Source organism: Pseudomonas sp. LBUM1661, assembly GCF_059695925.1.
The window spans coordinates 75,134-98,696 of record NZ_CP166794.1 but is presented as its reverse complement, the minus strand read 5'-3'; the positions used below and the strand labels follow the sequence as shown (position 1 = coordinate 98,696).

Annotated in this window: 28 protein-coding genes; 15 read left to right on the top strand and 13 right to left on the bottom strand. The window is 58.2% G+C overall.

What is annotated here, in order from left to right:
• Positions 1-96 precede the first annotated feature (96 nt).
• Positions 97-909, bottom strand: a complete 813-nt coding sequence (gene trpA / locus ACA057_RS00490) for a tryptophan synthase subunit alpha (protein WP_497345109.1) — start codon at positions 907-909, stop codon at positions 97-99.
• Complete coding sequence (trpB, locus tag ACA057_RS00485; RefSeq protein ID WP_497345107.1) at positions 909-2,129, bottom strand: tryptophan synthase subunit beta; 1,221 nt, start codon at positions 2,127-2,129, stop codon at positions 909-911. Before trpB ends, trpA begins: the two co-directional genes overlap by 1 nt.
• Positions 2,130-2,255: 126 nt before the next feature.
• On the opposite strand from trpB, the gene ACA057_RS00480 reads away from it, so the two are divergent.
• Positions 2,256-3,149 (top strand): LysR family transcriptional regulator, encoded by an 894-nt coding sequence (locus tag ACA057_RS00480; RefSeq protein ID WP_497345105.1) that lies wholly within the window; start codon positions 2,256-2,258, stop codon positions 3,147-3,149.
• Here the strand turns inward: ACA057_RS00480 and ACA057_RS00475 are convergent.
• Positions 3,146-3,472 (bottom strand): ElaB/YgaM/YqjD family protein, encoded by a 327-nt coding sequence (locus ACA057_RS00475; protein WP_008027738.1) that lies wholly within the window; start codon positions 3,470-3,472, stop codon positions 3,146-3,148. The genes ACA057_RS00480 and ACA057_RS00475 overlap by 4 nt on opposite strands.
• A gap of 155 nt (positions 3,473-3,627) precedes the next feature.
• On the opposite strand from ACA057_RS00475, the gene ACA057_RS00470 reads away from it, so the two are divergent.
• Both ACA057_RS00470 and ACA057_RS00465 read left to right on the top strand, forming a co-directional pair.
• Positions 3,628-3,843, top strand: coding sequence for a dodecin (locus tag ACA057_RS00470; RefSeq protein ID WP_401360470.1), 216 nt, complete (start codon positions 3,628-3,630; stop codon positions 3,841-3,843).
• Positions 3,844-3,967: 124 nt separating this feature from the next.
• Positions 3,968-4,189, top strand: coding sequence for a DUF1161 domain-containing protein (locus ACA057_RS00465; RefSeq protein ID WP_497345102.1), 222 nt, complete (start codon positions 3,968-3,970; stop codon positions 4,187-4,189).
• A gap of 70 nt (positions 4,190-4,259) precedes the next feature.
• On the opposite strand, the gene ACA057_RS00460 is transcribed toward ACA057_RS00465, so the two are convergent.
• Complete coding sequence (locus ACA057_RS00460; RefSeq protein ID WP_497345100.1) at positions 4,260-5,261, bottom strand: LLM class flavin-dependent oxidoreductase; 1,002 nt, start codon at positions 5,259-5,261, stop codon at positions 4,260-4,262.
• A gap of 241 nt (positions 5,262-5,502) precedes the next feature.
• Between ACA057_RS00460 and ACA057_RS00455 the strand changes: the two genes are divergently transcribed.
• Positions 5,503-5,934 (top strand): OsmC family protein, encoded by a 432-nt coding sequence (locus ACA057_RS00455; RefSeq protein ID WP_497345098.1) that lies wholly within the window; start codon positions 5,503-5,505, stop codon positions 5,932-5,934.
• Positions 5,935-6,112: 178 nt separating this feature from the next.
• Positions 6,113-6,346, top strand: coding sequence for a DUF1161 domain-containing protein (locus ACA057_RS00450; RefSeq protein ID WP_059403671.1), 234 nt, complete (start codon positions 6,113-6,115; stop codon positions 6,344-6,346).
• A gap of 6 nt (positions 6,347-6,352) precedes the next feature.
• Here ACA057_RS00450 and ACA057_RS00445 read toward each other — a convergent pair whose 3' ends face one another.
• Both ACA057_RS00445 and ACA057_RS00440 read right to left on the bottom strand, forming a co-directional pair.
• A complete protein-coding gene (locus tag ACA057_RS00445; RefSeq protein ID WP_497345096.1) occupies positions 6,353-6,775 on the bottom strand; it encodes a PA0061/PA0062 family lipoprotein in 423 nt (140 codons plus the stop codon).
• A gap of 42 nt (positions 6,776-6,817) precedes the next feature.
• A complete protein-coding gene (locus ACA057_RS00440) occupies positions 6,818-7,240 on the bottom strand; it encodes a PA0061/PA0062 family lipoprotein (protein WP_497345094.1) in 423 nt (140 codons plus the stop codon).
• Positions 7,241-7,300: 60 nt separating this feature from the next.
• Between ACA057_RS00440 and ACA057_RS00435 the strand changes: the two genes are divergently transcribed.
• On the top strand, positions 7,301-8,377 hold the full coding sequence (locus ACA057_RS00435) for an aminopeptidase (RefSeq protein WP_497345092.1): 1,077 nt from the start codon (positions 7,301-7,303) through the stop codon (positions 8,375-8,377).
• Between the two features lie 122 nt (positions 8,378-8,499).
• Here the strand turns inward: ACA057_RS00435 and ACA057_RS00430 are convergent, their stop codons facing one another.
• Both ACA057_RS00430 and ACA057_RS00425 read right to left on the bottom strand, forming a co-directional pair.
• Positions 8,500-9,150: an HAD family hydrolase gene (locus tag ACA057_RS00430; RefSeq protein ID WP_401360456.1), complete on the bottom strand. Its 651-nt coding sequence runs from the start codon at positions 9,148-9,150 to the stop codon at positions 8,500-8,502.
• Positions 9,151-9,189: 39 nt separating this feature from the next.
• On the bottom strand, positions 9,190-9,735 hold the full coding sequence (locus ACA057_RS00425) for a gamma carbonic anhydrase family protein (protein WP_497345089.1): 546 nt from the start codon (positions 9,733-9,735) through the stop codon (positions 9,190-9,192).
• An 89-nt stretch (positions 9,736-9,824) separates the two neighbouring features.
• Between ACA057_RS00425 and prlC the strand changes: the two genes are divergently transcribed.
• Both prlC and ACA057_RS00415 read left to right on the top strand, forming a co-directional pair.
• Positions 9,825-11,876, top strand: a complete 2,052-nt coding sequence (gene prlC, locus ACA057_RS00420; RefSeq protein WP_497345087.1) for an oligopeptidase A — start codon at positions 9,825-9,827, stop codon at positions 11,874-11,876.
• Positions 11,873-12,160: a YheV family putative zinc ribbon protein gene (locus ACA057_RS00415; protein WP_059403677.1), complete on the top strand. Its 288-nt coding sequence runs from the start codon at positions 11,873-11,875 to the stop codon at positions 12,158-12,160. The genes prlC and ACA057_RS00415 overlap by 4 nt, the downstream gene beginning before the upstream one ends.
• Before the next feature lie 40 nt (positions 12,161-12,200).
• Here the strand turns inward: ACA057_RS00415 and ACA057_RS00410 are convergent, their stop codons facing one another.
• The 3 genes from ACA057_RS00410 to ACA057_RS00400 all read right to left on the bottom strand — a co-directional run bounded on the left by ACA057_RS00410 (position 12,201) and on the right by ACA057_RS00400 (position 13,925).
• Positions 12,201-12,845 (bottom strand): dual specificity protein phosphatase family protein, encoded by a 645-nt coding sequence (locus ACA057_RS00410; protein ID WP_497345085.1) that lies wholly within the window; start codon positions 12,843-12,845, stop codon positions 12,201-12,203.
• A gap of 128 nt (positions 12,846-12,973) precedes the next feature.
• On the bottom strand, positions 12,974-13,531 hold the full coding sequence (locus ACA057_RS00405; protein WP_497345083.1) for a hypothetical protein: 558 nt from the start codon (positions 13,529-13,531) through the stop codon (positions 12,974-12,976).
• Between the two features lie 94 nt (positions 13,532-13,625).
• Positions 13,626-13,925, bottom strand: coding sequence for a hypothetical protein (locus ACA057_RS00400; protein WP_497345081.1), 300 nt, complete (start codon positions 13,923-13,925; stop codon positions 13,626-13,628).
• A 216-nt stretch (positions 13,926-14,141) separates the two neighbouring features.
• Between ACA057_RS00400 and ACA057_RS00395 the strand changes: the two genes are divergently transcribed.
• The 3 genes from ACA057_RS00395 (at position 14,142) to ACA057_RS00385 (ending at position 17,791) form a co-directional block, all read left to right on the top strand.
• Positions 14,142-15,200, top strand: coding sequence for a PA0069 family radical SAM protein (locus tag ACA057_RS00395; protein ID WP_497345079.1), 1,059 nt, complete (start codon positions 14,142-14,144; stop codon positions 15,198-15,200).
• Positions 15,201-15,443: 243 nt separating this feature from the next.
• The gene (locus tag ACA057_RS00390) at positions 15,444-16,175 is read left to right on the top strand and encodes a carbonic anhydrase (RefSeq protein ID WP_497345077.1); all 732 of its coding nucleotides are present in this window, start codon (positions 15,444-15,446) and stop codon (positions 16,173-16,175) included.
• 89 nt (positions 16,176-16,264) lie between these two features.
• Positions 16,265-17,791, top strand: coding sequence for a SulP family inorganic anion transporter (locus ACA057_RS00385; protein WP_497345075.1), 1,527 nt, complete (start codon positions 16,265-16,267; stop codon positions 17,789-17,791).
• 82 nt (positions 17,792-17,873) lie between these two features.
• Here the strand turns inward: ACA057_RS00385 and ACA057_RS00380 are convergent, their stop codons facing one another.
• Entirely contained in the window at positions 17,874-18,524 is a 651-nt protein-coding gene (locus tag ACA057_RS00380; protein WP_497345073.1) for a hypothetical protein, read from the bottom strand.
• Between the two features lie 371 nt (positions 18,525-18,895).
• Here ACA057_RS00380 and coxB point away from each other — a divergent pair, with 371 nt between their 5' ends.
• The 4 genes from coxB to ACA057_RS00360 all read left to right on the top strand — a co-directional run bounded on the left by coxB (position 18,896) and on the right by ACA057_RS00360 (position 23,277).
• Entirely contained in the window at positions 18,896-20,023 is a 1,128-nt protein-coding gene (gene coxB, locus ACA057_RS00375; protein WP_497345071.1) for a cytochrome c oxidase subunit II, read from the top strand.
• An 82-nt stretch (positions 20,024-20,105) separates the two neighbouring features.
• Positions 20,106-21,695, top strand: a complete 1,590-nt coding sequence (gene ctaD, locus ACA057_RS00370; RefSeq protein WP_497345069.1) for a cytochrome c oxidase subunit I — start codon at positions 20,106-20,108, stop codon at positions 21,693-21,695.
• 117 nt (positions 21,696-21,812) lie between these two features.
• Positions 21,813-22,364, top strand: coding sequence for a cytochrome c oxidase assembly protein (locus ACA057_RS00365; protein WP_497345067.1), 552 nt, complete (start codon positions 21,813-21,815; stop codon positions 22,362-22,364).
• Between the two features lie 25 nt (positions 22,365-22,389).
• On the top strand, positions 22,390-23,277 hold the full coding sequence (locus tag ACA057_RS00360) for a cytochrome c oxidase subunit 3 (RefSeq protein ID WP_497345065.1): 888 nt from the start codon (positions 22,390-22,392) through the stop codon (positions 23,275-23,277).
• Between the two features lie 51 nt (positions 23,278-23,328).
• Here ACA057_RS00360 and ACA057_RS00355 read toward each other — a convergent pair whose 3' ends face one another.
• Positions 23,329-23,532, bottom strand: a complete 204-nt coding sequence (locus tag ACA057_RS00355) for a twin transmembrane helix small protein (protein ID WP_008152470.1) — start codon at positions 23,530-23,532, stop codon at positions 23,329-23,331.
• Positions 23,533-23,563 lie beyond the last annotated feature (31 nt).

Sequence of the window (23,563 nt, the reverse complement as noted above, 5' to 3'; positions counted from 1 at the left end):
GCAAAAAGGGCTTCAGAACGTAGTCCTGAAGCCCTCGGTCTTGCTGTTTAGTCTGTGCCGCGAGGCTCTAATTCCTCTGTATCAGGAACTTTACCTTTAGCTGACGCGCGCCTTACGCACACCTTCCGCCAGCGCCGAGCAAAGGCTCAACACGCCATCGATTGCCTGCTCCGGCGTCGAGGCATCGGCGATGTGATCGATCAATGCCGAACCCACCACCACACCGTCGGCCAGACGAGCGATGGAAGCAGCCTGCTCCGGCGTGCGAATGCCGAAACCGATGCTGATCGGCAGATCGGTGTGGCGACGCAGACGGGCAACCGCTTCTTCAACGTGCTCCAGCGTGGCCGCGCCCGCACCGGTCACACCGGCAACCGACACGTAGTAAACGAAACCGGAGCTGCCGTTCAGCACGGTCGGCAGGCGCACATCATCGGTGGTCGGCGTGGTCAGGCGGATAAAGTCCAGGCCTGCTGCCTGCGCCGGATCGCACAATTCACCGTTATGCTCGGGCGGCAGATCAACCACGATCAGGCCATCCACGCCAGCCTCTTTGGCATCGGCAATGAAACGCGGCACGCCGTACATGTGAATCGGGTTGAAGTACCCCATCAACACCAGCGGCGTCTCGGTATTGCCTTCACGGAACTCACGAACCATTTGCAGGGTTTTCGCCAGGTTCTGCTTCGCACCCAAGGCACGGATGTTCGCCAGCTGGATCGCCGGACCGTCGGCCATCGGATCGGTGAAGGGCATGCCCAACTCGATCACGTCGGCGCCAGCACCGGGCAAGCCCTTGAGGATCGCCAGAGAAGTGTCATAGCTCGGGTCGCCAGCGGTGACAAACGTCACCAGGGCGGCGCGGTTCTGTTCCTTGAGTTCGGCAAAACGCGTTTGCAGGCGGCTCATCAGTGTTTCTCCTGCTGGGATTGTTCCATGTGGTGCATCACGGTTTGCATGTCTTTGTCGCCACGGCCGGACAGGTTGACCACCATCAGGTGCTCTTTCGGCAGGTTCGGTGCGCGTTTGAACACTTCGGCCAGGGCATGGGCGCTTTCCAGTGCAGGAATAATCCCTTCCAGACGGCAGCATTTGTGGAACGCATCGAGGGCTTCGTCGTCAGTCACCGAGGTGTACTGGACGCGGCCGATGTCGTGCAACCAGGCGTGTTCAGGACCAATACCTGGATAGTCGAGGCCGGCAGAGATCGAATGAGCGTCGATGATCTGGCCGTCGTCGTCCTGCAACAGGAAGGTGCGGTTGCCATGCAGTACACCCGGAACGCCGCCGTTCAGGCTGGCCGCGTGCTTGCCGGTTTCAATACCGTAGCCGGCCGCTTCGACGCCGATGATCTCAACGCTCTTGTCGTCGAGGAACGGGTGGAACAGGCCCATCGCATTGGAGCCGCCGCCGATGCACGCCACCAGGCTGTCCGGCAGGCGGCCTTCCTGATCTTGCAGCTGAGTACGGGTTTCCTTGCCGATAACGGACTGGAAGTCGCGAACCATGGCGGGGTACGGGTGCGGGCCGGCGACAGTACCGATCAGGTAGAACGTGCTGTCGACGTTGGTCACCCAGTCGCGCAGCGCTTCGTTCATCGCATCTTTCAGGGTGCCGGTGCCGGCCACGACCGGAATCACTTCAGCGCCCAACAGCTTCATGCGGAACACGTTGGCTTGCTGGCGTTCGATGTCGGTGGTGCCCATGTAGATCACACAGTCGAGGCCAAAACGCGCAGCCACGGTGGCGGTCGCCACGCCGTGCATGCCCGCGCCGGTCTCAGCGATGATGCGTTTCTTGCCCATGCGCCGCGCCAGCAGGATTTGGCCGATGCAGTTGTTGATCTTGTGCGCGCCGGTGTGGTTCAGCTCTTCACGCTTGAGGTAAATCTTCGCGCCGCCGCAGAACTCGGTCAGACGTTCGGCGTAATACAGTGGGCTTGGACGACCGACGTAGTCGCGCTGGAAGTAGGCCAATTCTTCTTTGAATGCCGGATCTTCCTTGGCCGCTTCATATTCGCGGGCCAGATCGAGGATCAACGGCATCAGGGTTTCGGCGACGTAGCGGCCGCCGAACGCGCCAAACAGGCCGTTGGCGTCGGGGCCGTTGCGCAGATTAGTCTGGGTCATGGGTCGCTCCAGTTGAATGTGTGAAATGAAGCTTTTGAAAAGAGAGTGGACTTAACTCTACCCCTGACGCCCGAGCCTGAAAACCGATAAGATCGCCACAACCTGTCAGGAAAACTCACAGATCCCATGAGCCACGACCTTCCGCCGCTGAACGCCCTTCGCGCTTTTGAAGCCACGGCTCGCCTGAACAGCGTCAGTCAAGCCGCCGAACAGCTGCACGTCACCCATGGCGCGGTCAGCCGACAGCTGAAAGTGCTGGAAGAACACCTCGGCGTCAGCCTGTTCGTCAAGGATGGTCGCGGACTTAAACTCACAGATGCCGGCGTTCGGTTGCGTGATGCCAGTGGCGAGGCGTTCGAGCGTCTGCGCACGGTTTGCGCCGAACTGACCCAAAGCACCGCCGACGCGCCATTCGTGCTCGGCTGCTCGGGAAGCCTGCTGGCGCGCTGGTTTATTCCACGTCTGGGACGCTTGAATGCTGATTTGCCGGACCTTCGCCTGCACCTGTCGGCCGGAGAAGGCGATCTCGATCCGCGTCGACCAGGCTTGGATGCCTTGCTGGTATTTGCCGAGCCGCCATGGCCGGCGGACATGCAAGTCTACGAATTGGCCAGCGAACGCATCGGCCCGGTCATGAGCCCACGTTATGCCGGTTACGAAAGGTTGCGCGACGCACCGGCCAACGCGCTGCTGAGCGAACCTTTACTGCACACCACTTCGCGTCCGCAAGCCTGGCCGAGTTGGGCGCAGCAAAGCGGCCTCGACGCCAAGGCGTTGAGGTTAGGTCAGGGTTTTGAACATTTGTATTATTTGCTGGAAGCAGCCGTCGCAGGCCTGGGTGTGGCCATTGCACCTGAGCCGTTGGTGGCCGAAGACTTGAAGGCCGGTCGCCTGGTTGCGCCATGGGGTTTCAGTGAAACCCCGGCGCAACTGGCGTTATGGCTACCCAAGCGCGCCGCGGACGGGCGCGCTCGGCAGTTGGCGCAGTGGCTTAAAAACGAGCTGCGCCAAACAGATTAGTCACCGCGTTTGCACAGCAGGTAGGCCGCGAGCAGACCCAATGCACCCACCGCGACGCCGGCTGTAGTCCACGGGTGTTCCTGGGCGTAGTCCCGAGTCGCGATCCCGGTTTCGCGGGTTTTGACTTTGACTTCTTCGTACGCATCGCTGAGCAAATGACGCGAGTGTTTCAGCGCGCTCTCAGCGTTGGCTTTCAAGGCTTTGAGCGTTTTACGCGACTCGTCCGAGGCGTCGTCTTTCAGGTTTTCCAAAGACTTCAGCAGACTCTCGATTTCGGCTTCCATGCTTTGCAATGAGGCTTTACGTAAAGAGGTGTTGGCCATGGTGGCTCTCCTGCATTGATTGAGTTGCGTGTGTTGGTTGGGACTTCAGGGGTTCGAGAAAGTGCAGTAAATCTGAACTTCACACTCGAATTGGCCGACAGAAGAAATACGAAAAATCACTGCTAGGCTGTATTTCACACCCTGAGGAGAACGCCATGACTGACCATCACACCTATAAAAAAGTCGAGCTGGTCGGCTCGTCCACCAGCAGCATTGAGGATGCGATCAACAACGCGCTGGCCGAAGCCAGTAAAAGCCTGAAGTACATGGAATGGTTTGAAGTGACCGAAACCCGCGGCCACATCAAGGATGGCAAGGCTGCGCACTTCCAGGTGACGCTCAAAGTCGGGTTCCGGATTGCCACCAGCTGAGTTTGAGCTAGTCTTCTGAACTTGCGCACCGGCCGAGTGCCATAGGGAAAATGGCACAGCGCTACTCGAGTGCCTCCGGCTGATGGCTGGAAGCTCCCTTTGATACGACCAGGTATTGCGACCGATGAAGAAGTTTATTTTGGCGGTAGGTTTGTTGAGCCTTGCGGGTACAGCGATGGCTGACGGCAAGTCGTGCGAAGAGTTGAAGGCCGAAATCGCCGCGAAACTGGACGCCAAGGGCGTTGCTGGTTATTCACTGGAAATCGTCGATAAAGGCGCAGAAGCCGGCGGAAAAATCGTCGGTACGTGTGAAAAGGGCACCAAGCTGATCGTCTACAAAAGGTAGGTTGATTCCATCGTGTTCATAGAAAAGCCGACGCGATTGCGTCGGCTTTTTTGTGCGCGCCGTTTGAGCGTCAGCCCTTCATCACCTGCGCCAACAGCTCGTAGGAATGAACGCGATCGGCATGTTCGTACAGGTCGCAGGTAAAGATCAGCTCATCCGCCTGGGTCTGCTCGATCAGCACGTCCAGTTTGGCGCGGATTTTCTGCGGGCTGCCGACCATGGCAAGCCCCAGGAAATCGCCCACCGCTTCTTTCTCATGAGGCAGCCACAAGCCATCCATCGTTTTCACTGGCGGACGTTGCACCAGGCTCTGGCCACGCATCAGGGCGAGAATCCGCTGGTAGACCGACGTCGCCAGGTAGTCGGCCTGTTCGTCGGTATCGGCGGCCACCAGCGGCACGCCAAGCATCACGTAGGGCTTATCCAGTACCGCTGAAGGCTTGAAGTGATTGCGATAGACGCGAATGGCTTCATGCATGAAACGCGGTGCGAAATGCGAGGCGAAGGCGTAGGGCAAACCGAGTTCGCCGGCCAGTTGAGCACTGAACAGGCTCGAACCCAACAGCCAGACCGGAACGTTGGTGCCGGTGCCCGGCATCGCGATGATCCGCTGATCAGGGGTGCGCGGGCCGAGGTAGCGCATCAGTTCCGCCACGTCTTCCGGGAATTCGTCGGCGCTGCCAGAGCGTTCACGGCGTAGCGCGCGGGCGGTCATCTGATCAGAACCGGGGGCGCGGCCCAGACCCAGGTCAATCCGGCCCGGGTACAGACTTTCGAGCGTGCCGAACTGCTCGGCGATCACCAGCGGTGCGTGGTTAGGCAACATGACGCCACCCGAACCGACACGAATCGTCGAGGTGCCGCCGGCCAGGTAACCGAGCAGTACCGAGGTCGCGGAACTGGCGATGCCGTCCATATTGTGGTGTTCGGCCACCCAGAAGCGGTTGTAGCCGAATTTCTCGACGTGCTGCGCCAGGTCCAGGGAATTGCGCAGCGACTGGGCCGCGCTGCCGTTTTCCCGCACGGGCACCAGATCGAGGGTTGAAAACTTGATATCGGACAGTCGTTTCATAAACCTGCTTCTCCCATTTGAGTGCGCAGGTTTTTTCTTGGGAACGAAAACCTGCCAAATCCATAAGCGTGTTTCATGCAATGAGGGCATATACCCGAGTTTCAATAGCAGAGACAAAATTCCTACAGAATTTGCGGACCGATCAGATGAGGTGAACTTTGCACCACGGTCTATCCTCAGAACCCTAGCGACCGAAAACCACGAAGGCGCGACGCTTCGCGCCGGATCTTGAGGAGGCAGCATGGCTATCACGAAGAAAGCATCGGCTCATTGGGAAGGTGATCTGAAAACCGGCATCGGCTCGATTTCCACGGAAACCGGTGTCCTCAGAGAAGCACCCTACGGCTTCAAGGCGCGTTTCGAAGGCGGCAAGGGTACCAACCCGGAAGAACTGATCGGCGCGGCCCACGCGGGCTGTTTCTCCATGGCGTTTTCAATGATTCTCGGAGACGCCGGCCTCAAGGCGGACAGCATCGATACCACTGCCGAAGTCACTCTGGACCAGGTGGACGGTGGTTTTTCGATCACCGCGGTGAAATTGATCCTCAAGGCGAAAATCCCCGGGGCCACCCAGGCGCAATTCGAGGAGCTGAGCAACAAGGCCAAGGAAGGTTGCCCGGTATCCAAAGTGCTGAATGCAAAGATCAGCCTGGAGGCGACGTTGGTCAGCTGATCGGCGCCGACGCCTTCGCGAGCCTGCTCGCGAAGGCGATCTAATAAACGACACAATCCCAACGGCTGAACCTGAGGTTTGTGAGCGATATCAGAACTCGCTTTGCGAAACTGTGGTCGAATAAATGACAGCAGCAAAAACGCATGACGGTGCGTGCTGCCTCAAAGGAGCTTCAACCATGAAACGTTTTGCCTTGGCGGTTATCTGTTGTGCACTGGCCACATCGGCCCTGGCGGCACCGAAATCCTGTGAAGAACTCAAGGCCGAGATCGAAGCCAAGATCCAGGCCAACAACGTCTCTTCTTACACCCTGGAGATCGTCACCAATGACGAAGTGCACGATCAGAACATGGTCGTCGGCTCGTGCGAAAACGGCACCAAGAAAATCATCTACCAGAAGAACGACCGCTGATTTGCCTCACATGAGGCAATAAGACTCCCGATCTTCAGCGACGATTTCGCGCTTGGCGTTGTACAACCGGGCGCCGGGCGTAAACGCTATCGACTGGCCAACCAGCACATAACGCTGGCCTGCTTCGAAATTATCGTAGTTGATGGTCAGGTAGCACAGCCGTTCCGTGGGGCCGCTCATCGTACTCAAGCCCCCGCCACCGGGAACTTCAAAGTCGAATCGAACGATCAGCTCATGGCTGCCGGGCGTGACCTGGAAAAAACGCCCGTCGCGCAATCGCTGTTTGTCCAGTCGCTCGGCCATCAGCAATTTATCGTTGGGGAACGGCGTAGAGAATTCGACCCAGGCCATTTGCGGATTAACCGCCGGCAATGGGCTCTGGCAGCCGGCAACGACACTTGCAGCGAGCAACAGCATCAACCTGCTCATGATGAATGTCCCAAACAATTGGTCCATTGAGCATAACGCCGATCAACTGCGTTGGCAGCCTGCCGGTGTGCCTTGGCCAATCACTTTTCGCTGCTGGTCATAGAGCTTGAGCCACGGCCGAAAGCCGATATTCCCCGCTTGCAGCTGATAGCGTTCGCCAGCGTTGAAGTCCTTGAATTTCACATTCATCTGACAGTCACGCCACAGCGGCTCGGCGTCGGGGCCGATATTGGTCGGTTGGACCGGGAATTGGTAACGAACCGTCAGTTCATGGCTACCTGGCTGAACCTCGAAATAGCGCTTGTCGGTGGCGGCCTGGTTATCGACCCCCAGCGCCAGCAAGGCCGTGTCTTCCTGCTTCGAATCCAGGTCGATCCAGGCTTGAGCCGGATCATGATGGGGTAATCCGAAACCAGCACAACCTGCCAACATCAGCAGGGTTCCTGTCAGCATCAACATGCGCATAGCGGAGCTCCAGTCAGGCGGGATAGTCTTGCGGGCAGACTCTCCAGGGAAGATTTTATTTTGATCAGGCCGCTTCCAAGCCTTGGGTTACTTGATCGCGTTTTTCGCATTTTGTTTCCGGGTGCGTTGTTTTTATTACTCAATGGCTGCGCCAGCGTCAGCTACTACGGTCAATTGGCCAGTGGTCAGCTGCAATTGCTGCGGGCTAGGGAGCCGGTTGCCAAGGTGATTGCCGATCCCGGCCGTGACCAACAATTGCGTGCGCACCTGACTCAATCGCAAAAGGCCCGGACGTTCGCCAGCCAACAGCTGCATCTGCCGGACAACCAGAGCTATCGCCTGTACGCCGACATTGGCCGGCCGTTCGTGGTCTGGAATGTCTTCGCCACGCCGGAATTTTCCCTGACGCCGCAGAACCATTGCTTCCCCATAGCCGGTTGCGTCGCCTATCGCGGCTATTACAGCCAGAGCGCCGCCCGTGGCGAGGCCGCCTTGCAACGCCTGCAAGGTATGGACGTTTCGATTGGCGGGGTCGAGGCTTATTCGACGCTCGGCTGGTTCAACGATCCGATTATCAGTTCGATGATGGGCTGGGGCGACGAACGATTGGCCACGCTGATCTTTCATGAGCTGGCCCATCAGCGCTTCTATGTGAAGGACGACACTGAATTCAACGAGTCTTTCGCCACCTTCGTCGAGCAGGAAGGCACCCGCCAATGGCGCGCCGTCCGCGGCCTGGCACCCGAGAACGGCGCACAGGCGCAGCATCGCGACCAGTTCATTCAGCTGGTTCTGGATACCCGCACACGACTCGAACAGCTTTATGCCCTGCCGCTACCGGCGGACCAGATGCGTCAGCGCAAAGCCGCCGAGTTCGAGCGATTGCGAGGTGAATACCGGCAGCTGCGCGACAGCCAATGGGCCGGCGACAAACGCTATGACACCTGGATCAATGCCCCGATGAACAATGCCCGGCTGCTGCCGTTTGGCCTGTATGACCAATGGGTGCCGGCGTTTGCCACGTTGTTCAGGCAAGTGGATGGGGATTGGCTGAAGTTTTATGCGGCGGTCGAGAAGCTGGGGGCGTTGCCGGTTGGCGAGCGCAGGGCGGCGCTGAAGGTTTTGGCAGAGTCATAAAATTTCGGTGGCCTAGCGGGTCTCTTCGCGGGCAAGCCCGCTCCCACAGTGTCCGTGACGAGCACAAAATAGGTGAACGCCATTGGACGTGTGGGAGCGGGCTTGCCCGCGAATGGATGTGATCAGCGCTGCAAAAACGCCTGATGCATCTCGTCCAGCGTCTCGAAGTGATAGGCCGGTGCTTCTGCGCTCAATTCTTCCCGGCTGCCAAAACCATAACCAACGGCTGCTGCGTCCAGCCCATTACTGCGCGCGCCGATCAAGTCGTGTTTGCGGTCGCCGATCATCAGGGTGTTGGCCGGGTCCAGGCCTTCTTCGGCCATCAAGTGGGCTATCAGCTCGACTTTATTCGTGCGGGTTCCGTCCAGTTCGCTGCCGTAGATCACTTTGAAGTGTTTGGCGAAGTCGAAATGCCGGGCGATTTCCCGGGCGAAGATCCACGGTTTTGAGGTCGCGATGTACAGCTGTCGCCCTTGCCCGCCAAGGGTTTCCAACAGCGGCGTGACGCCGTCGAAGACGCGGTTCTCGTACAGGCCGGTGACCTTGAAGCGTTCGCGGTAAAAGTTGACCGCCTCCCAGGCCTTGGCTTCGTCGAAGTCATAGAACTGCATGAACGCCTGCAACAACGGCGGGCCGATGAAGTGCTCAAGTTTGGTCAGGTCGGGCTCGTCGATACCCAACTTGCTCAAGGCGAATTGAATCGAACGGGTGATCCCTTCGCGCGGGTCGGTCAGGGTGCCATCGAGGTCGAACAATACGGTTTGGTAATGCATGAAAATTCCTGAGCAATAGCGGGTCGCTTTACTGGAGGCTTAGAGCTGGTCGTAGCCTTCGGCCAGGTGCAGGTCCTTGAGCTTCACGTAATTCGCCGCGCTGTAGGTGAAAAAGGCTTTTTCCTTGTCGGTCAGCGGGCGAACCTGTTTCACCGGACTGCCTACATAAAGGAAACCGCTTTCCAGGCGCTTGCCGGGGGGTACCAGGCTGCCGGCGCCGATGATCACCTCATCCTCGACTACCGCGCCGTCCATAACAATGCTGCCCATGCCGATCAAAACCCGACTCCCCACCGAACAACCGTGAAGCATGACTTTGTGAGCGATGGTCACATCGTCGCCGATCAGCAACGGGAAGCCATCGGGATTGAACGGCCCGGCGTGGGTAATGTGCAATACGCAGCCGTCCTGAACACTGGTGCGCGCACCAATGCGGATGCGGTGCATGTCGCCGCGGATCACCGTCAGCGGCCAAACGGAGCTGTCTTCGCCGATTTCGACGTCGCCGATCACCACCGCCGAGCCGTCGACAAAAGCGCCTTTGCCGAGCAGCGGCATGTGGTTCTGATACTTGCGAAGGGTCACGATAGGGTTTCTCTCTGTTGCTGATAGCTGCGGTGAGCGTCGATTGTAATTAAGATGGCTCCATGTTTCTTCCAGCCAAGGTGCCAACCGTGAGCGTGAACAACCCTCTTTTGCAGTCCTACGACCTGCCGCCGTTCTCGGCGATCCGTGCCGAACACGTGCAACCGGCCATTGACCAGATCCTGGCTGACAACCGCGCCGCCATTATCGAGATCCTCAAAACCCAAAGCAAACAACCGACCTGGGCCGGCCTGGTGCTGGCGATGGACGAACTCAATGACCGTCTGGGCGCGGCCTGGAGCCCGGTCAGCCACCTGAATGCCGTGTGCAACAGCGCCGAACTGCGTGAAGCTTACGAGTCCTGCCTTCCAGCATTGAGCGCCTACTCCACCGAGCTGGGCCAGAACCGCGAGCTGTTCGAGGCCTTCGAAGCCCTGGCCAACAGCCCGCAAGCTGCCGGTTTTGATGTGGCGCAGAAAACCATCCTGGAACACTCCCTGCGTGACTTCCGTTTGTCTGGTATCGACCTGCCGGAAGCCGAACAAAAGCGTTACGCCGAAGTGCAGAGCAAATTGTCGGAACTGGGCAGTCGCTTCTCCAACCAGCTGCTCGACGCGACTCAGGCCTGGACCAAGCATGTCACCGATGAAGCTACCCTGGCAGGCCTGACCGATTCGGCCAAGGCGCAAATGGCTGCCGCCGCGCAGGCCAAGGACCTCGACGGCTGGCTGATCACCCTCGAATTCCCGAGCTACTACGCGGTGATGACCTACGCCCAGGACCGCAACCTGCGCGAAGAAGTCTACGCCGCCTACTGCACCCGTGCGTCGGATCAGGGCCCGAATGCCGGTCAGAACGATAACGGCCCGGTCATGGAAGAAATCCTCGACCTGCGTCAGGAACTGGCCAAGCTGTTGGGTTTCGCCAGCTTCTCGGAGCTGAGCCTGGCCACCAAAATGGCTGAATCGAGCGATCAGGTTCTCAGTTTCCTGCGCGATCTGGCCAAGCGCAGCAAACCGTTCGCCGCCCAGGACCTGCAACAGCTAAAAGCCTACGCCGCCGAACAAGGCTGCCCGGACCTGCAAAGCTGGGACAGCGGTTTCTACGGCGAAAAACTTCGCGAGCAGCGCTACAGCGTTGCCCAGGAAGCCCTTCGCGCCTACTTCCCGATCGACAAGGTGTTGGGTGGCTTGTTCGCCATCGTTCAACGTCTGTACGGCATCGAGATCGCCGAACTGAAAGGCTTCGACACCTGGCACCCGGATGTTCGCCTGTTCGAAATCAAGGAAAACGGCCAGCACGTCGGGCGCTTCTTCTTCGACTTGTATGCTCGCGCCAACAAGCGCGGCGGTGCCTGGATGGACGGCGCCCGTGACCGGCGCCGTACGGCTGAAGGCGTACTGCAAAGCCCGGTGGCCAATCTGGTGTGCAATTTCACCCCGGCCGACAGCGGCAAGCCTGCGCTGCTGACCCACGATGAAGTGACCACTCTGTTCCACGAATTCGGCCATGGCTTGCATCACCTGCTGACCCGCGTCGAACACGCCGGTGTGTCCGGCATCAACGGCGTTGCGTGGGATGCGGTCGAGTTGCCAAGCCAGTTCATGGAAAACTGGTGCTGGGAGCCGGAAGGTCTGGCGCTGATTTCCGGTCATTACGAAACCGGCGAACCGCTGCCACAGGACCTGCTGGAGAAAATGCTCGCGGCGAAAAACTTCCAGTCTGGCCTGATGATGGTTCGCCAACTGGAATTCTCGCTGTTCGACTTTGAACTGCACGCCACCCATGGCGACGGCCGCAGCGTACTGCAAGTGCTCGAAGGCGTGCGCGACGAGGTCTCGGTCATGCGTCCGCCGGCCTACAACCGCTTCCCGAACAGTTTCGCCCACATCTTCGCCGGCGGTTACGCGGCGGGTTACTACAGCTATAAATGGGCTGAAGTGCTGTCGGCCGATGCCTTCTCGAAATTCGAAGAAGAGGGCGTACTCAACGCTGACACCGGTCGCGCGTTCCGCGAGGCGATCCTGGCGCGCGGTGGTTCTCAGGAGCCGATGGTGCTGTTCGTCGACTTCCGCGGACGTCCGCCGTCGATTGACGCACTCTTGCGCCATAGCGGCCTGAGTGAGGTCGCGGCAGCATGAGTGAGGGTCCTGTGATTACCAAAAGACGCTTTATCGCCGGGGCGGTCTGCCCGGCCTGCAGCGAGCCGGACAAGTTGATGATGTGGAACGAAGACGAAGTCCCGCACCGTGAATGCGTAGCCTGCGGTTATTCCGACACGCTGAATGAACAAGGCCTGTCCGTGCCCAAGGAATTGGGCACGCGGGTTAACACGTCGGCGCTGAAAGTGCCGGACGCCAAGGTTCAGGCGGTGCAGTTTTTCCCGAACCCCAAGCTGAAGAAAAAGCCTGACGAGCAGCACTGATACCAGCCCCCTCACTGTGCAATGCAGTGGGGGGGACAACTTACTCAACGTGGGCCGATTTGAACCAGCTTTTCATCGAACACGAGGCAAACGCACTGGTGCTGCAATCGCCGTTGGCCAGCGCCGTGCGAAGCTTGTCGACATCCGCCTGCTCCATGTAGCGGACACCGTCCTTGAAATGGACGCTGTCGCCAAAGCCGCCCTGAGTCATTTCGCTCAGCGCGTCCTCTTTGCTCCAACCCTGCACAACCACACGGTACATCGCCGCCATCAAGCCGGTTCGGTCAGAACCATGTTTGCAGTGCATCAGCACCGGGCCTTGGGTTTCAGCCGTCTGAATCGCACGAAGCGCCTTGAGTACATCCGCGTCATCCACGTGATTGGTGCGATAAGGCAGTTGTACCTGCGCGATACCTGGCGTGGATAACCAGCTTGAATCCGACTCAGGCAGGAAATTGATAACGGTGGCGACCTTGAGCTTTTGCAGTAACGACACGGCGCCCTGGTCTGGTAATGCGCTTCGATAAAGCGTCGGCGACATTTGATAGAGGTTGTATTGCACCTCGACGGATTGAGCCCACTCCGCAGGACGGTGCAAAGCGGTGTCGTCCGCGTGGGCGAGGGTCTGGTTGAAAAATGCGACCAGCGATAGGCATATCGCAGGGATACGGCGCGGTAGTGACATGCTGGGGTGACCGTTCAGAGAGAGGCTGGATGTTGGCATCCAGAATCACCCCTGAGCGGTCAAAGCCCTGTGAGGGGGGTGTCAATGAAACGTGAAACGGTGCGGTCTGGACTTCCGAGGACGCGGGATTACAATTTTAGCTTGATGAACGATTTGAGCAGGTCGTCCAGCCCCTGAATACGGACGATGCCAGTATAGGGATTGATCCTTCGGACGGTAAAACTAGCGCCATCATCCACGGATAAAGCGGTCAAGAAATAGTCGAACTCCGACTCATCACCATCCTCCATATCCAGCACTTCAATTTGCACCCCGATTCTTTGAGGAGGGACAGGTTCAACAGGTTTATCCGGATCAAAGATATCAACAAGGTCTTCTGGTTCAAGAGAGAGAAAAACTCCGTAGCCAGGGTCGATGACCGGTTGACGGTAGAAATCGAGAGCCAGTTGAGTAATGGCGCCTACATCTTTTTCATCAATGTTGCTATCCGGAATGACGTTTATATCAGACCAGGGATCGTAGTCGAGTTTGTATTCTTCAGTCCCGGCCGTTATATGCAACGCCATGGCGGTTACGTTGGTATAAAGCCCGGCACTTTGCTCTCGCACCAACCTTATAATTACTTTATTAACTTCAGGCGTTTCTACTCGCTGTAAAAATACGCCTGTATCGCCTGGTACCCACATAACGCTTCCCTTTATCCCGGAACTGCTGCACAGGGTGCAGCAGTTCATAAACCTTCGACAATCTGCACGTCGAAACCCGATCGAGCATCTTCGATTATGGCTCGACGATCTCTGCATAAGCCTTGGCCAAGGCCAACAATCTTGCCTTGTCGTTGTTATCGATGTCGCCATCACCATCCACGTCTCGGGCAGTATCAATGCTGAAAGATCGGCCACCATCGTAAGACGAAGCGTAGAAAGTAGTGGAATTCAGCAAGCGCTCCATCGGTGTGCCATCACCGTTCAAACCCGGTTCTTTCAAAGCAAACTGCATAGAGACTAATACTTCGTCCGGATCGACGATACTGGGACCCAGTTTTTGCAGAAAAATGCCACGTTGATTGAAGTTAGACATTTATTAAATCCTTTTAGTGATATCCATATTTAGTTTTACAGCGAATCAAACAATACAGACAACGATAATGGCAAAGCCATTATTTATATGTAACTCTCAATTGCATAAAACGCATCCAACTTATATATCCAGTCATGTGAGAAAGCGCCGAACGGCAGTGGCTCGCCGACGCGCCCTGCGATACTGTATGCACATACAGCATCAAGGGCTCTCCCTATGAACACGCCATTGCCCCCACGCGGTCGCGGCACCGCGACCAACCCGCACAACCGCTTCGCCCCCAGTCGCTCGGTGGCCGAGGACGACGGCTGGTATCAGGAAGTGCCGATGACGCAGGGCACCGAAGTGCGCATCGAAACCGCGAAAACCATCATCACCCGCAACAACTCGCCGGACCTGCCCTTTGATCGCTCGATCAATCCGTATCGCGGTTGTGAGCACGGCTGCATCTATTGTTATGCGCGGCCCAGCCACGCCTATTGGGACATGTCGCCGGGGCTGGATTTCGAAACCAAGCTCATTGCCAAGACCAACGCTGCCGATGTGCTGGAAGAACAGCTCTCCAAGCGCGGCTACCAATGTGCGCCGATCAACCTGGGTTCCAACACCGATCCTTATCAACCGATCGAACGCGAACACAAGATCACCCGGCAAACCCTCGAAGTGCTGCTGCGTTACCGCCATCCAGTAACCATCATTACCAAAGGCTCACTGATTCTTCGCGATCTGGACCTGCTGGCCGAACTCGCCCGGCAAAGGTTGGTGGCCGTAATGATCAGCCTGACCACCCTGGACGATGAACTCAAACGCATCCTCGAACCCCGCGCCGCTGCGCCCAAGGCTCGGTTGCGGGCCATCCGGGTAATGCGCGAAGCGGGAATCCCGGTGGGGGTGCTCTGTTCACCGATGATTCCAATGATCAACGACTGCGAACTTGAAAGCCTGCTCACCGAGGCCCATGCGGCCGGCGCACAAAGTGCCGCTTACATGATGCTGCGCCTGCCTCTGGAAGTGGCGCCGTTGTTCGAAGAATGGCTGGCGGCCCACTATCCTCAACGTGCCGCGCATGTGTTGAGCCTGATTCGCCAAAGCCGTGGCGGTGAGCTCTACGACAGTCGGTTTGGCGCCCGGATGCGCGGCGAAGGGCCGTTCGCCGACCTGTTGGCGCAACGCTTTGCCAAAACCATCAAGCGCCTGGGGCTCAATCGTCGGGAAGGTTTTAATCTGGATTGCGATGCCTTTTGTCCGCCGGGTCGCCAGATGTCGTTGATTTAAGGACAATTGGCCTATGGTTGAGTGGTTGGAAAGGCGCTTTGCCATTAGGCTGGTCACGTTTTGTGTGACCTGGAACACACGTTCTAGAGCGTTTCATTCAGTTTGAGTTAAGTTTCAACGGCTACCTTGTTCATCGAGTGACTGACGGGTTGAGATCTTCGGCCTGGATGTTTTTTAAACAGCCACTGGCTTCACACCGGACAAAACGGGAAAATTCCCTGACTCCGCCAAAGAGGATGAATCATGAGTGACAAGGATAAACAGCCGCTGGCTGCGTCGGCTTCAGCCCAACCGGAGGCGGAAACCGCCGATGCAGCGCTGCAGCATATCGTTGACGGCTTTTTGCATTTTCATCATGAAGTTTTTCCGCAGCAGGAAGAACTCTTCAAAAAACTCGCCACGGCCCAGAGCCCCAGGGCGATGTTCATCGCCTGCGCCGATTCGCGCATCGTTCCTGAGCTGATCACCCAAAGCGCCCCCGGCGACCTGTTCGTGACCCGTAACGTCGGCAACGTCGTTCCCCCTTATGGGCAGATGAACGGCGGTGTTTCCACGGCCATCGAATACGCAGTCCTGGCCCTCGGTGTGCAGCACATCATCATTTGTGGGCACTCCGACTGCGGTGCCATGCGCGCGGTACTCAACCCGCAAAGCCTGGAAAAAATGCCCACGGTCAAAGCCTGGCTGCGCCACGCGGAAGTGGCAAAAACCATGGTCCAGGAAAACTGCCATTGCGCTGACGAAAACGAAAGCATGCACGTCCTCACCGAGGAGAATGTGATCGCTCAGTTGCAACATTTGCGCACGCACCCGTCGGTAGCCTCACGCATGGCCAATGGTCAGCTGTTTATCCATGGCTGGATCTACAACATCGAAACCAGCGAAATCAGAGCTTACGACGCAGATCAGGGTTGTTTCCTGCCGCTCGATGGCACCCATCCGATTCCGGTGGCGACGCCTAAAGCGCGCTTCTAAATACTCCTAAATCCCGCGTGGTTTAGCCGAGGCTGCTGATCAAGCAGCCCGGCTTTGCCATGCCTGAAGAAAACTTCGGGAGAATCCCTATGCGTGCTGCGCAACTCAAAGCTGTTCTGCCACGGGAGCTGTTGGCTTCGGTGGTCGTATTTCTGGTCGCCCTACCCTTGTGCATGGGTATTGCCATCGCCTCGGGGCTGCCGCCCGCCAAAGGTTTGATCACCGGGATCATTGGTGGGCTGGTCGTGGGCTGGCTTGCCGGTTCGCCACTGCAAGTCAGCGGCCCGGCGGCGGGTTTGGCCGTGTTGGTATTCGAATTGGTGCGCCAGCACGGTATCGCCATGCTCGGGCCGATCCTGTTACTGGCGGGTTTTCTACAATTGGTGGCCGGGCGCTTGAAGCTCGGCTGCTGGTTTCGGGTGACGGCGCCAGCGGTGGTCTATGGCATGCTCGCCGGGATTGGTGTGCTGATCGTGCTATCGCAAGTGCATGTAATGCTCGACGCGGTGCCCAAGCCTTCCGGGCTGGATAACCTGTCAGCCTTCCCGGCCGCCGTAGCTCAGGCTTTGCCGTCGTTTGGCTGGCAGGCAGGTTTGCTGGGCCTATCGACCATTGCCGTGATGTACCTGTGGGAAAAATTCCGCCCTCACTCCCTGCGTTTTGTTCCGGGCGCCTTGCTCGGTGTCGGTCTGGCAACGGTTGCCAGCCTGATACTCGCACTGCAAGTCAAACGCGTGGAGGTACCGGCTAATCTGGCAGAGGCCATCGACTGGCTGAAACCCGCGGATTTGCTCAACCTGGCAGATCCGACGCTGCTGATCGCCGCCTTTGCAGTGGCCTTCATCGCCAGTGCCGAAACGCTGCTTTCGGCCGCGGCCGTTGACCGTATGCACAGCGGCCAGCGTTCGGATTTTGACCGGGAGCTATCGGCACAAGGTGTCGGCAACATGCTCTGCGGCCTGCTCGGCGCATTGCCCATGACGGGCGTGATCGTGCGCAGCTCGGCCAACGTCCAGGCCGGCGCCACTACGCGAATGTCGGCGATCTTCCATGGTTTGTGGCTGCTGGCGTTCGTGTTGTTGCTATCCAGTGTGTTGCAAAGCATTCCGGTGGCGAGCCTGGCGGGCGTGCTGGTTTACACCGGCTTCAAACTGGTCGACCTGAAAGCCTTCCGTGGCTTGGGCCGATATGGCCGGATGCCGATGTTCACCTACGCGGCGACCGCGCTGGCAATCATCTTCACCGACTTGCTGACTGGCGTGCTGATCGGTTTCGGGCTGACCCTGGCCAAGCTTGCCTGGAAAGCCTCGAGACTGAAGATCAGCCTGATCGATCTGCCCAAGGACGGTGAAATGGAATTGCGGCTGATGGGTGCGGCAACCTTTCTCAAGGTGCCAGCGCTGACCCAGGTGCTGGGTACGATTCCAGCAGGCGCGACGGTGCATGTGCCGCTCAATAACCTGAGCTACATCGATCATTCGTGTCTGGAATTGCTGGAGGAATGGGGCCGAGCGAATGCGGCGAAGGGTTCGAAGCTGCTGATTGAGGCGCGGGGGTTGAAGCGCAGGCTTGAAGGCCGATTGCGTACCACTACCGGAGTAGGTGCAACCGGCTAAATCACCTGTGGGAGCGAGGCTTGCCCGCGAAGGCGTCCTCAAACGCCAAAAGCTTCGCGGGCAAGCCTCGCTCCTACAAGGATTAGGCGGCTGGCTGATCCAGTGCCAGGCCTACGCCCAATTGGCGCGACAGGCAGGGCCAGCGCTTCCACGCGGCACCGGTATCCGGGCTGTTGAGTTTCTCGCGGTAGGCTTCCACCGATTCCAGCGCGAAACTATCTTCGTTGAGCATCTCGTCGACAGCGTGATGCACCGCCTCATCCAGTTGGTTGGCGAACGCCTCACCGATCAATTGGTGAGCAATCAGGTTGGCGACAGTCATGTCCAATGGGATCAGTGGCTGGCCAAAATGCTTGATGTACAGGTCGTTGACCTCTTCGACCAACCGGTGCGCCAGATAGGCTTCGTCCAGCAGGCTGTCCAGACCGACGTGACCGGTCATGATCGCCGGCGGCTGGAGGAAGAACTGCTCGGCGATTTTCAGCACCGGTTTGATCTGTGATTCGATACCCGCTTCCCTGGCGACTTCATTGGCTGCATCCAGCAGGTCTGGCACTTGCTCTATATACGCGGCCACAAAACGCGTCATCACGCCGTTGGCGTCGACATCCGGCAATTGGATGGCGGAGTGAAGGTGTGGCAATTGGGATTCCAGCTGACGAGTCAGCAGGCCGGTCTCGGCCTCGTGTTGTTGGGCTTTTTGGATCTGCTCGCGCAATGCGGCGGTGTTCATGAAAACTCCAGGAAACAAAGGCAATGAAATAGGGAAGACATAACTTAGCTGGCTTATGAAAAAGGCTAAGACGCATTTGTCATAAATATTTCATCCTTGAGACATCGCCGTTATATCGGTTGGCCACCACTCGTCTGCATCCTTCTCCATTCGTGACCTTGAACGCAAGTCCCAGCTGTTTCAGATCATTTACGCCATCACATTGCGAGGTGGCAGCCGCTGTCTATACTCGGGTGGGAATGGAGTTAGCTGATGACGCCCGACTGCACACGCAGCAAGGCACGGCGATTCAAGTTCGTAGTCTGAAAAAGCCGCTCCCTTGCCGCAGGTGAAAGCCGGCGGGATAACAAGAACGATAAGGGGAACCCGCAATGATGCGACATCCACACGTCTGGATGGGCCTCCTGTTGTGGTCAATTTTCAGCCCGGCACACGCTGCCTGGACTGTGAATATGGCGCCTGGAGCGACTGAAATCAGTCACGCAGTATTTGACCTGCACATGACCATTTTCTGGATCTGTGTAGTGATCGGCATCATCGTCTTCGGCGCCATGTTCTGGTCGATGATTCTCCACCGCCGCTCGACCGGGCAGGTGGCCGCCAAATTTCATGAAAGCACCACCGTCGAAATCCTCTGGACCATCGTGCCCTTCCTGATCCTGGTGGCGATGGCGGTTCCAGCGACCGCAACCCTGATCAAGATGTACGACGCCAGCGAGCCGGATATCGATATCCAGGTCACCGGCTATCAGTGGAAGTGGCACTACAAATACCTGGGCCAGGACGTTGAATTCTTCAGCAACCTGGCCACACCCGCCGACCAGATCCACAACAAGGAAACCAAGGGCGAGCATTACTTGCTCGAGGTCGACAAACCGCTGGTGCTGCCGATTGGCGCCAAGGTGCGTTTCCTTGTGACGTCCGCCGACGTTATCCACTCGTGGTGGGTGCCGGCCTTCGCGGTCAAGCGCGATGCGATTCCAGGGTTCGTCAACGAAGCCTGGACCCGGATCGACAAGCCCGGCCTCTACCGTGGCCAGTGCGCCGAATTGTGCGGCAAGGACCATGGCTTCATGCCGATTGTGGTCGAGGTCAAGGAAAAGGCCGATTACGAAAAATGGCTGGGCGAGCGCAAGGCTGAAGCCCTGCAACTCAAAGAGCTGACCAGCAAGGAATGGACCCTCGACGAGCTCAAAGAGCGCGGCGACAAGATCTATCACACGGCTTGCGTGGCCTGTCACCAGGCTGAAGGTCAGGGCCTGCCGCCGATGTTCCCGGCACTCAAAGGCTCGAAAATCGCCACCGGACCGAAAGAAGATCACCTGAGCATTGTCTTCCACGGCAAGCCTGGTACCGCCATGGCGGCGTTTGGCAAGCAGCTCTCGGAAGTCGATATCGCGGCGGTCGTGACCTACGAACGTAACGCCTGGGGCAACAACAAGGGCGACATGGTCACTCCTAAAGAAGTGCTGGAGCTGAAACAGGCGGAAAGCAAATGACCCGGTCTATTGCGCATCTAAGGAACCGGTCGGGGCAGCACGCCCCGGCCTGCCCAGCCCATCTGTTTGCAGGAGACAAGCCATGAGCGCCGTCATCGATGACCATGGTCACGCCACCGATCACGCCCACGGCCCGGCCAAAGGCCTGATGCGCTGGGTGCTGACCACCAACCACAAGGACATCGGCACGCTGTACCTGTGGTTTGCGTTTTCCATGTTCCTGTTGGGTGGTTCGTTCGCGATGGTGATTCGCGCCGAGTTGTTCCAGCCGGGACTGCAAATCGTCCAGCCGGAATTCTTCAACCAGATGACCACCATGCACGGTTTGGTGATGGTGTTCGGCGCGGTGATGCCGGCGTTCGTCGGCCTCGCCAACTGGATGATCCCGTTGATGATCGGCGCGCCCGACATGGCGCTGCCACGGATGAACAACTTCAGTTTCTGGCTGTTGCCGGCGGCGTTCATCCTGCTGGTGTCGACCCTGTTCACCCCCGGTGGCGGACCGAACTTCGGCTGGACGTTCTACGCCCCGCTGTCGACGACCTATGCACCGGAAAGCGTGACCTTCTTCATCTTCGCCATTCACTTGATGGGGATCAGTTCGATCATGGGTGCGATCAACGTGATCGCGACCATCCTCAACCTGCGCGCCCCCGGCATGACGTTGATGAAAATGCCGCTCTTCGTCTGGACCTGGCTGATCACCGCGTTCCTGCTGATCGCGGTGATGCCGGTGCTGGCCGGGTGCGTGACGATGATGCTGATGGACATCCACTTCGGCACCAGCTTCTTCAGTGCCGCCGGTGGCGGTGACCCGGTGTTGTTCCAGCACGTGTTCTGGTTTTTCGGGCACCCCGAGGTGTACATCATGATCCTGCCGGCCTTCGGTGCCGTCAGCTCGATCATCCCGACTTTCTCGCGCAAGCCGTTGTTCGGCTACACCTCGATGGTCTACGCCACGGCGAGCATTGCGTTCCTGTCGTTTATCGTCTGGGCGCACCACATGTTCGTGGTCGGCATTCCGCTGGTGGGCGAGTTGTTCTTCATGTACGCCACGCTGCTGATCGCGGTGCCGACCGGAGTGAAAGTGTTCAACTGGGCCAGCACCATGTGGCAAGGCTCGCTGACCTTCGAGACACCGATGCTGTTCGCGGTGGCGTTCGTGATTCTGTTCTCCATCGGCGGCTTCTCCGGACTGATGCTGGCCATCGCCCCGGCGGACTTCCAGTACCAGGACACCTACTTCGTGGTCGCGCATTTCCACTATGTATTGGTGCCGGGGGCGATCTTCGGGATCTTCGCCTCGGCCTACTATTGGTTGCCGAAATGGACCGGCCACATGTACGACGAAACCCTCGGCAAGCTGCACTTCTGGCTCTCGTTCATCGGCATGAACATGGCGTTCTTCCCGATGCACTTCGTAGGGCTGGCGGGCATGCCACGGCGGATTCCGGACTACAACCTGCAGTTCGCCGACTTCAACATGGTTTCGTCGATCGGCGCATTCATGTTTGGCGCCACGCAGATTTTCTTCCTGTTCATCGTGATCAAGACCATCCGCGGCGGCCCGCCTGCACCGGCCAAACCGTGGGATGGGGCCGAAGGGCTGGAATGGAGCATTCCGTCACCGGCGCCGTATCACACGTTCACCACGCCGCCGGAAGTGAAATGAACAGGCTCGGTCCTGTGGGATCTGGCTTGCCTGCGATGCAGGCGACGCGGTGTGTCAGACATACCGCTATCGCGGGCAAGCCCGCTCCCACAGGGTCAAGCGTAGAGGTTTGGAATCATGGCTGATTCAATTTCGTTGAAAAAGCTGGTCACGCGTCTGCTGATGGTGGTGGTGGCGATGTTTGTCTTCGGGTTTGCCCTGGTGCCGATCTACGACGTGATGTGTAAGGCATTCGGCATCAACGGCAAGACGGCCGGGCAGTACGAAGGCGAGCAAACGGTCGACACGTCGCGGCAGGTGCGCGTGCAGTTTCTGTCGACCAACTCGGCCGACATGTCCTGGGACTTCTACCCAAAAGGCGATGAGCTGATCGCGAATCCGGGGGCGGTGAACGAGATGATCTTCATCGCCCACAACCCCACCGATCGGCCGATGAGCGCCCAGGCGGTTCCGAGCATCGCGCCCAGCAACGCGGCGGCCTATTTCCACAAGACCGAATGTTTCTGCTTTACCCAGCAAGTGCTGCAGCCCGGTGAGCGGATCGAGATGCCGGTACGTTTCATTGTTGACCGTGACATGCCCAAGGAAGTGAAGCACCTGACGCTGTCCTACACGCTGTTCGATATCACCGCCCGACATCCACCGGTAGCTGTAAACACTGGCGGCTGAGCGTGCCCGATAAGGAGAACAATAAATGGCAACTCATGAACACTATTACGTTCCGGCCCAAAGCAAATGGCCGATCATCGCCACCGTCGGTATGTTCGTCACCGTGCTCGGCCTGGCCACCTGGTTTAACGACCTGAAGGCTGCGCGGCCGGAATCCCACGGCCCGCTGATCTTTTTCGTCGGCGGCCTGCTGTTGGCTTACATGCTGTTCGGCTGGTTCGGCACGGTGATCAAGGAAAGTCGCAGCGGGTTGTACAGCGCACAGATGGATCGCTCGTTCCGCTGGGGCATGAGCTGGTTCATCTTTTCGGAGGTGATGTTCTTCATCGCCTTCTTCGGCGCACTGTTTTATGTGCGTCATATTTCCGGTCCCGCCTTGGGCGGTGAAGGCGCCAAAGGCCTTGCCCACATGCTGTGGCCGAACTTCCAGTTCACGTGGCCATTGTTGAATAACCCTGACTCAAAACTGTTTCCGCCGCCCACGGAAGTCATCAGCCCCTGGGGCCTGCCGCTGCTCAATACCGTGTTGCTGGTGAGTTCCAGCGTCACTGTGACCATCGCCCACCACGCCTTGAAAAAGGGCCATCGCGGCGCGCTGAAAATCTGGCTGGCGATCACCGTATTGCTGGGCTGCGCGTTCCTCGGTTTTCAGGCCGAAGAGTACCTGCACGCTTACAACGAACTGGGCCTGACACTCGGCTCGGGCATCTACGGCGCAACGTTCTTCATGCTCACCGGTTTCCACGGCGCCCACGTGACCATCGGCACCATCATTCTGTTTGTGATGCTGATGCGGATCATGCGCGGGCACTTCGATAACGAGCACCAGTTCGCGTTTGAAGCGGCGAGTTGGTACTGGCACTTCGTGGACGTGGTGTGGATCGGGCTGTTCGTTTTCGTCTATGTGCTTTAGAGCTGCAAGTTTGAAGCCGCAAGCTTGAAGCGTTGAACTTGCCACTTGCAGCTACCACGGAACGTGGGACACCAACTGGCCGCTGAAAAAACCCCAGGCAATCAAGCCGACGGTGATGGCGGCCAGCGCCACACGAACACTCAAGGCAATGACGAGGCGGTTCGAGCTGCTGTCGTCCTTGACCAGAAAAAACAGGCCGCTGAACAGGCTGACAACCGTGGCAATCAGCATCAGGACGATGGCTGCTTTGAGCATGGTGAGACTCCGGGGGTAAGGCGATGCACTT

Coding starts and splice junctions, on each gene's coding strand:
- trpA (WP_497345109.1), bottom strand. CDS start 909: ATGAGCCGCCTGCAAACGCGTTTTGCCGAACTCAAGGAACAGAACCGC.
- trpB (WP_497345107.1), bottom strand. CDS start 2,129: ATGACCCAGACTAATCTGCGCAACGGCCCCGACGCCAACGGCCTGTTT.
- ACA057_RS00480 (WP_497345105.1), top strand. CDS start 2,256: ATGAGCCACGACCTTCCGCCGCTGAACGCCCTTCGCGCTTTTGAAGCC.
- ACA057_RS00475 (WP_008027738.1), bottom strand. CDS start 3,472: ATGGCCAACACCTCTTTACGTAAAGCCTCATTGCAAAGCATGGAAGCC.
- ACA057_RS00470 (WP_401360470.1), top strand. CDS start 3,628: ATGACTGACCATCACACCTATAAAAAAGTCGAGCTGGTCGGCTCGTCC.
- ACA057_RS00465 (WP_497345102.1), top strand. CDS start 3,968: ATGAAGAAGTTTATTTTGGCGGTAGGTTTGTTGAGCCTTGCGGGTACA.
- ACA057_RS00460 (WP_497345100.1), bottom strand. CDS start 5,261: ATGAAACGACTGTCCGATATCAAGTTTTCAACCCTCGATCTGGTGCCC.
- ACA057_RS00455 (WP_497345098.1), top strand. CDS start 5,503: ATGGCTATCACGAAGAAAGCATCGGCTCATTGGGAAGGTGATCTGAAA.
- ACA057_RS00450 (WP_059403671.1), top strand. CDS start 6,113: ATGAAACGTTTTGCCTTGGCGGTTATCTGTTGTGCACTGGCCACATCG.
- ACA057_RS00445 (WP_497345096.1), bottom strand. CDS start 6,775: ATGAGCAGGTTGATGCTGTTGCTCGCTGCAAGTGTCGTTGCCGGCTGC.
- ACA057_RS00440 (WP_497345094.1), bottom strand. CDS start 7,240: ATGCGCATGTTGATGCTGACAGGAACCCTGCTGATGTTGGCAGGTTGT.
- ACA057_RS00430 (WP_401360456.1), bottom strand. CDS start 9,150: ATGCATTACCAAACCGTATTGTTCGACCTCGATGGCACCCTGACCGAC.
- ACA057_RS00415 (WP_059403677.1), top strand. CDS start 11,873: ATGAGTGAGGGTCCTGTGATTACCAAAAGACGCTTTATCGCCGGGGCG.
- ACA057_RS00410 (WP_497345085.1), bottom strand. CDS start 12,845: ATGTCACTACCGCGCCGTATCCCTGCGATATGCCTATCGCTGGTCGCA.
- ACA057_RS00405 (WP_497345083.1), bottom strand. CDS start 13,531: ATGTGGGTACCAGGCGATACAGGCGTATTTTTACAGCGAGTAGAAACG.
- ACA057_RS00400 (WP_497345081.1), bottom strand. CDS start 13,925: ATGTCTAACTTCAATCAACGTGGCATTTTTCTGCAAAAACTGGGTCCC.
- ACA057_RS00395 (WP_497345079.1), top strand. CDS start 14,142: ATGAACACGCCATTGCCCCCACGCGGTCGCGGCACCGCGACCAACCCG.
- ACA057_RS00390 (WP_497345077.1), top strand. CDS start 15,444: ATGAGTGACAAGGATAAACAGCCGCTGGCTGCGTCGGCTTCAGCCCAA.
- ACA057_RS00385 (WP_497345075.1), top strand. CDS start 16,265: ATGCGTGCTGCGCAACTCAAAGCTGTTCTGCCACGGGAGCTGTTGGCT.
- ACA057_RS00380 (WP_497345073.1), bottom strand. CDS start 18,524: ATGAACACCGCCGCATTGCGCGAGCAGATCCAAAAAGCCCAACAACAC.
- coxB (WP_497345071.1), top strand. CDS start 18,896: ATGATGCGACATCCACACGTCTGGATGGGCCTCCTGTTGTGGTCAATT.
- ctaD (WP_497345069.1), top strand. CDS start 20,106: ATGAGCGCCGTCATCGATGACCATGGTCACGCCACCGATCACGCCCAC.
- ACA057_RS00365 (WP_497345067.1), top strand. CDS start 21,813: ATGGCTGATTCAATTTCGTTGAAAAAGCTGGTCACGCGTCTGCTGATG.
- ACA057_RS00360 (WP_497345065.1), top strand. CDS start 22,390: ATGGCAACTCATGAACACTATTACGTTCCGGCCCAAAGCAAATGGCCG.
- ACA057_RS00355 (WP_008152470.1), bottom strand. CDS start 23,532: ATGCTCAAAGCAGCCATCGTCCTGATGCTGATTGCCACGGTTGTCAGC.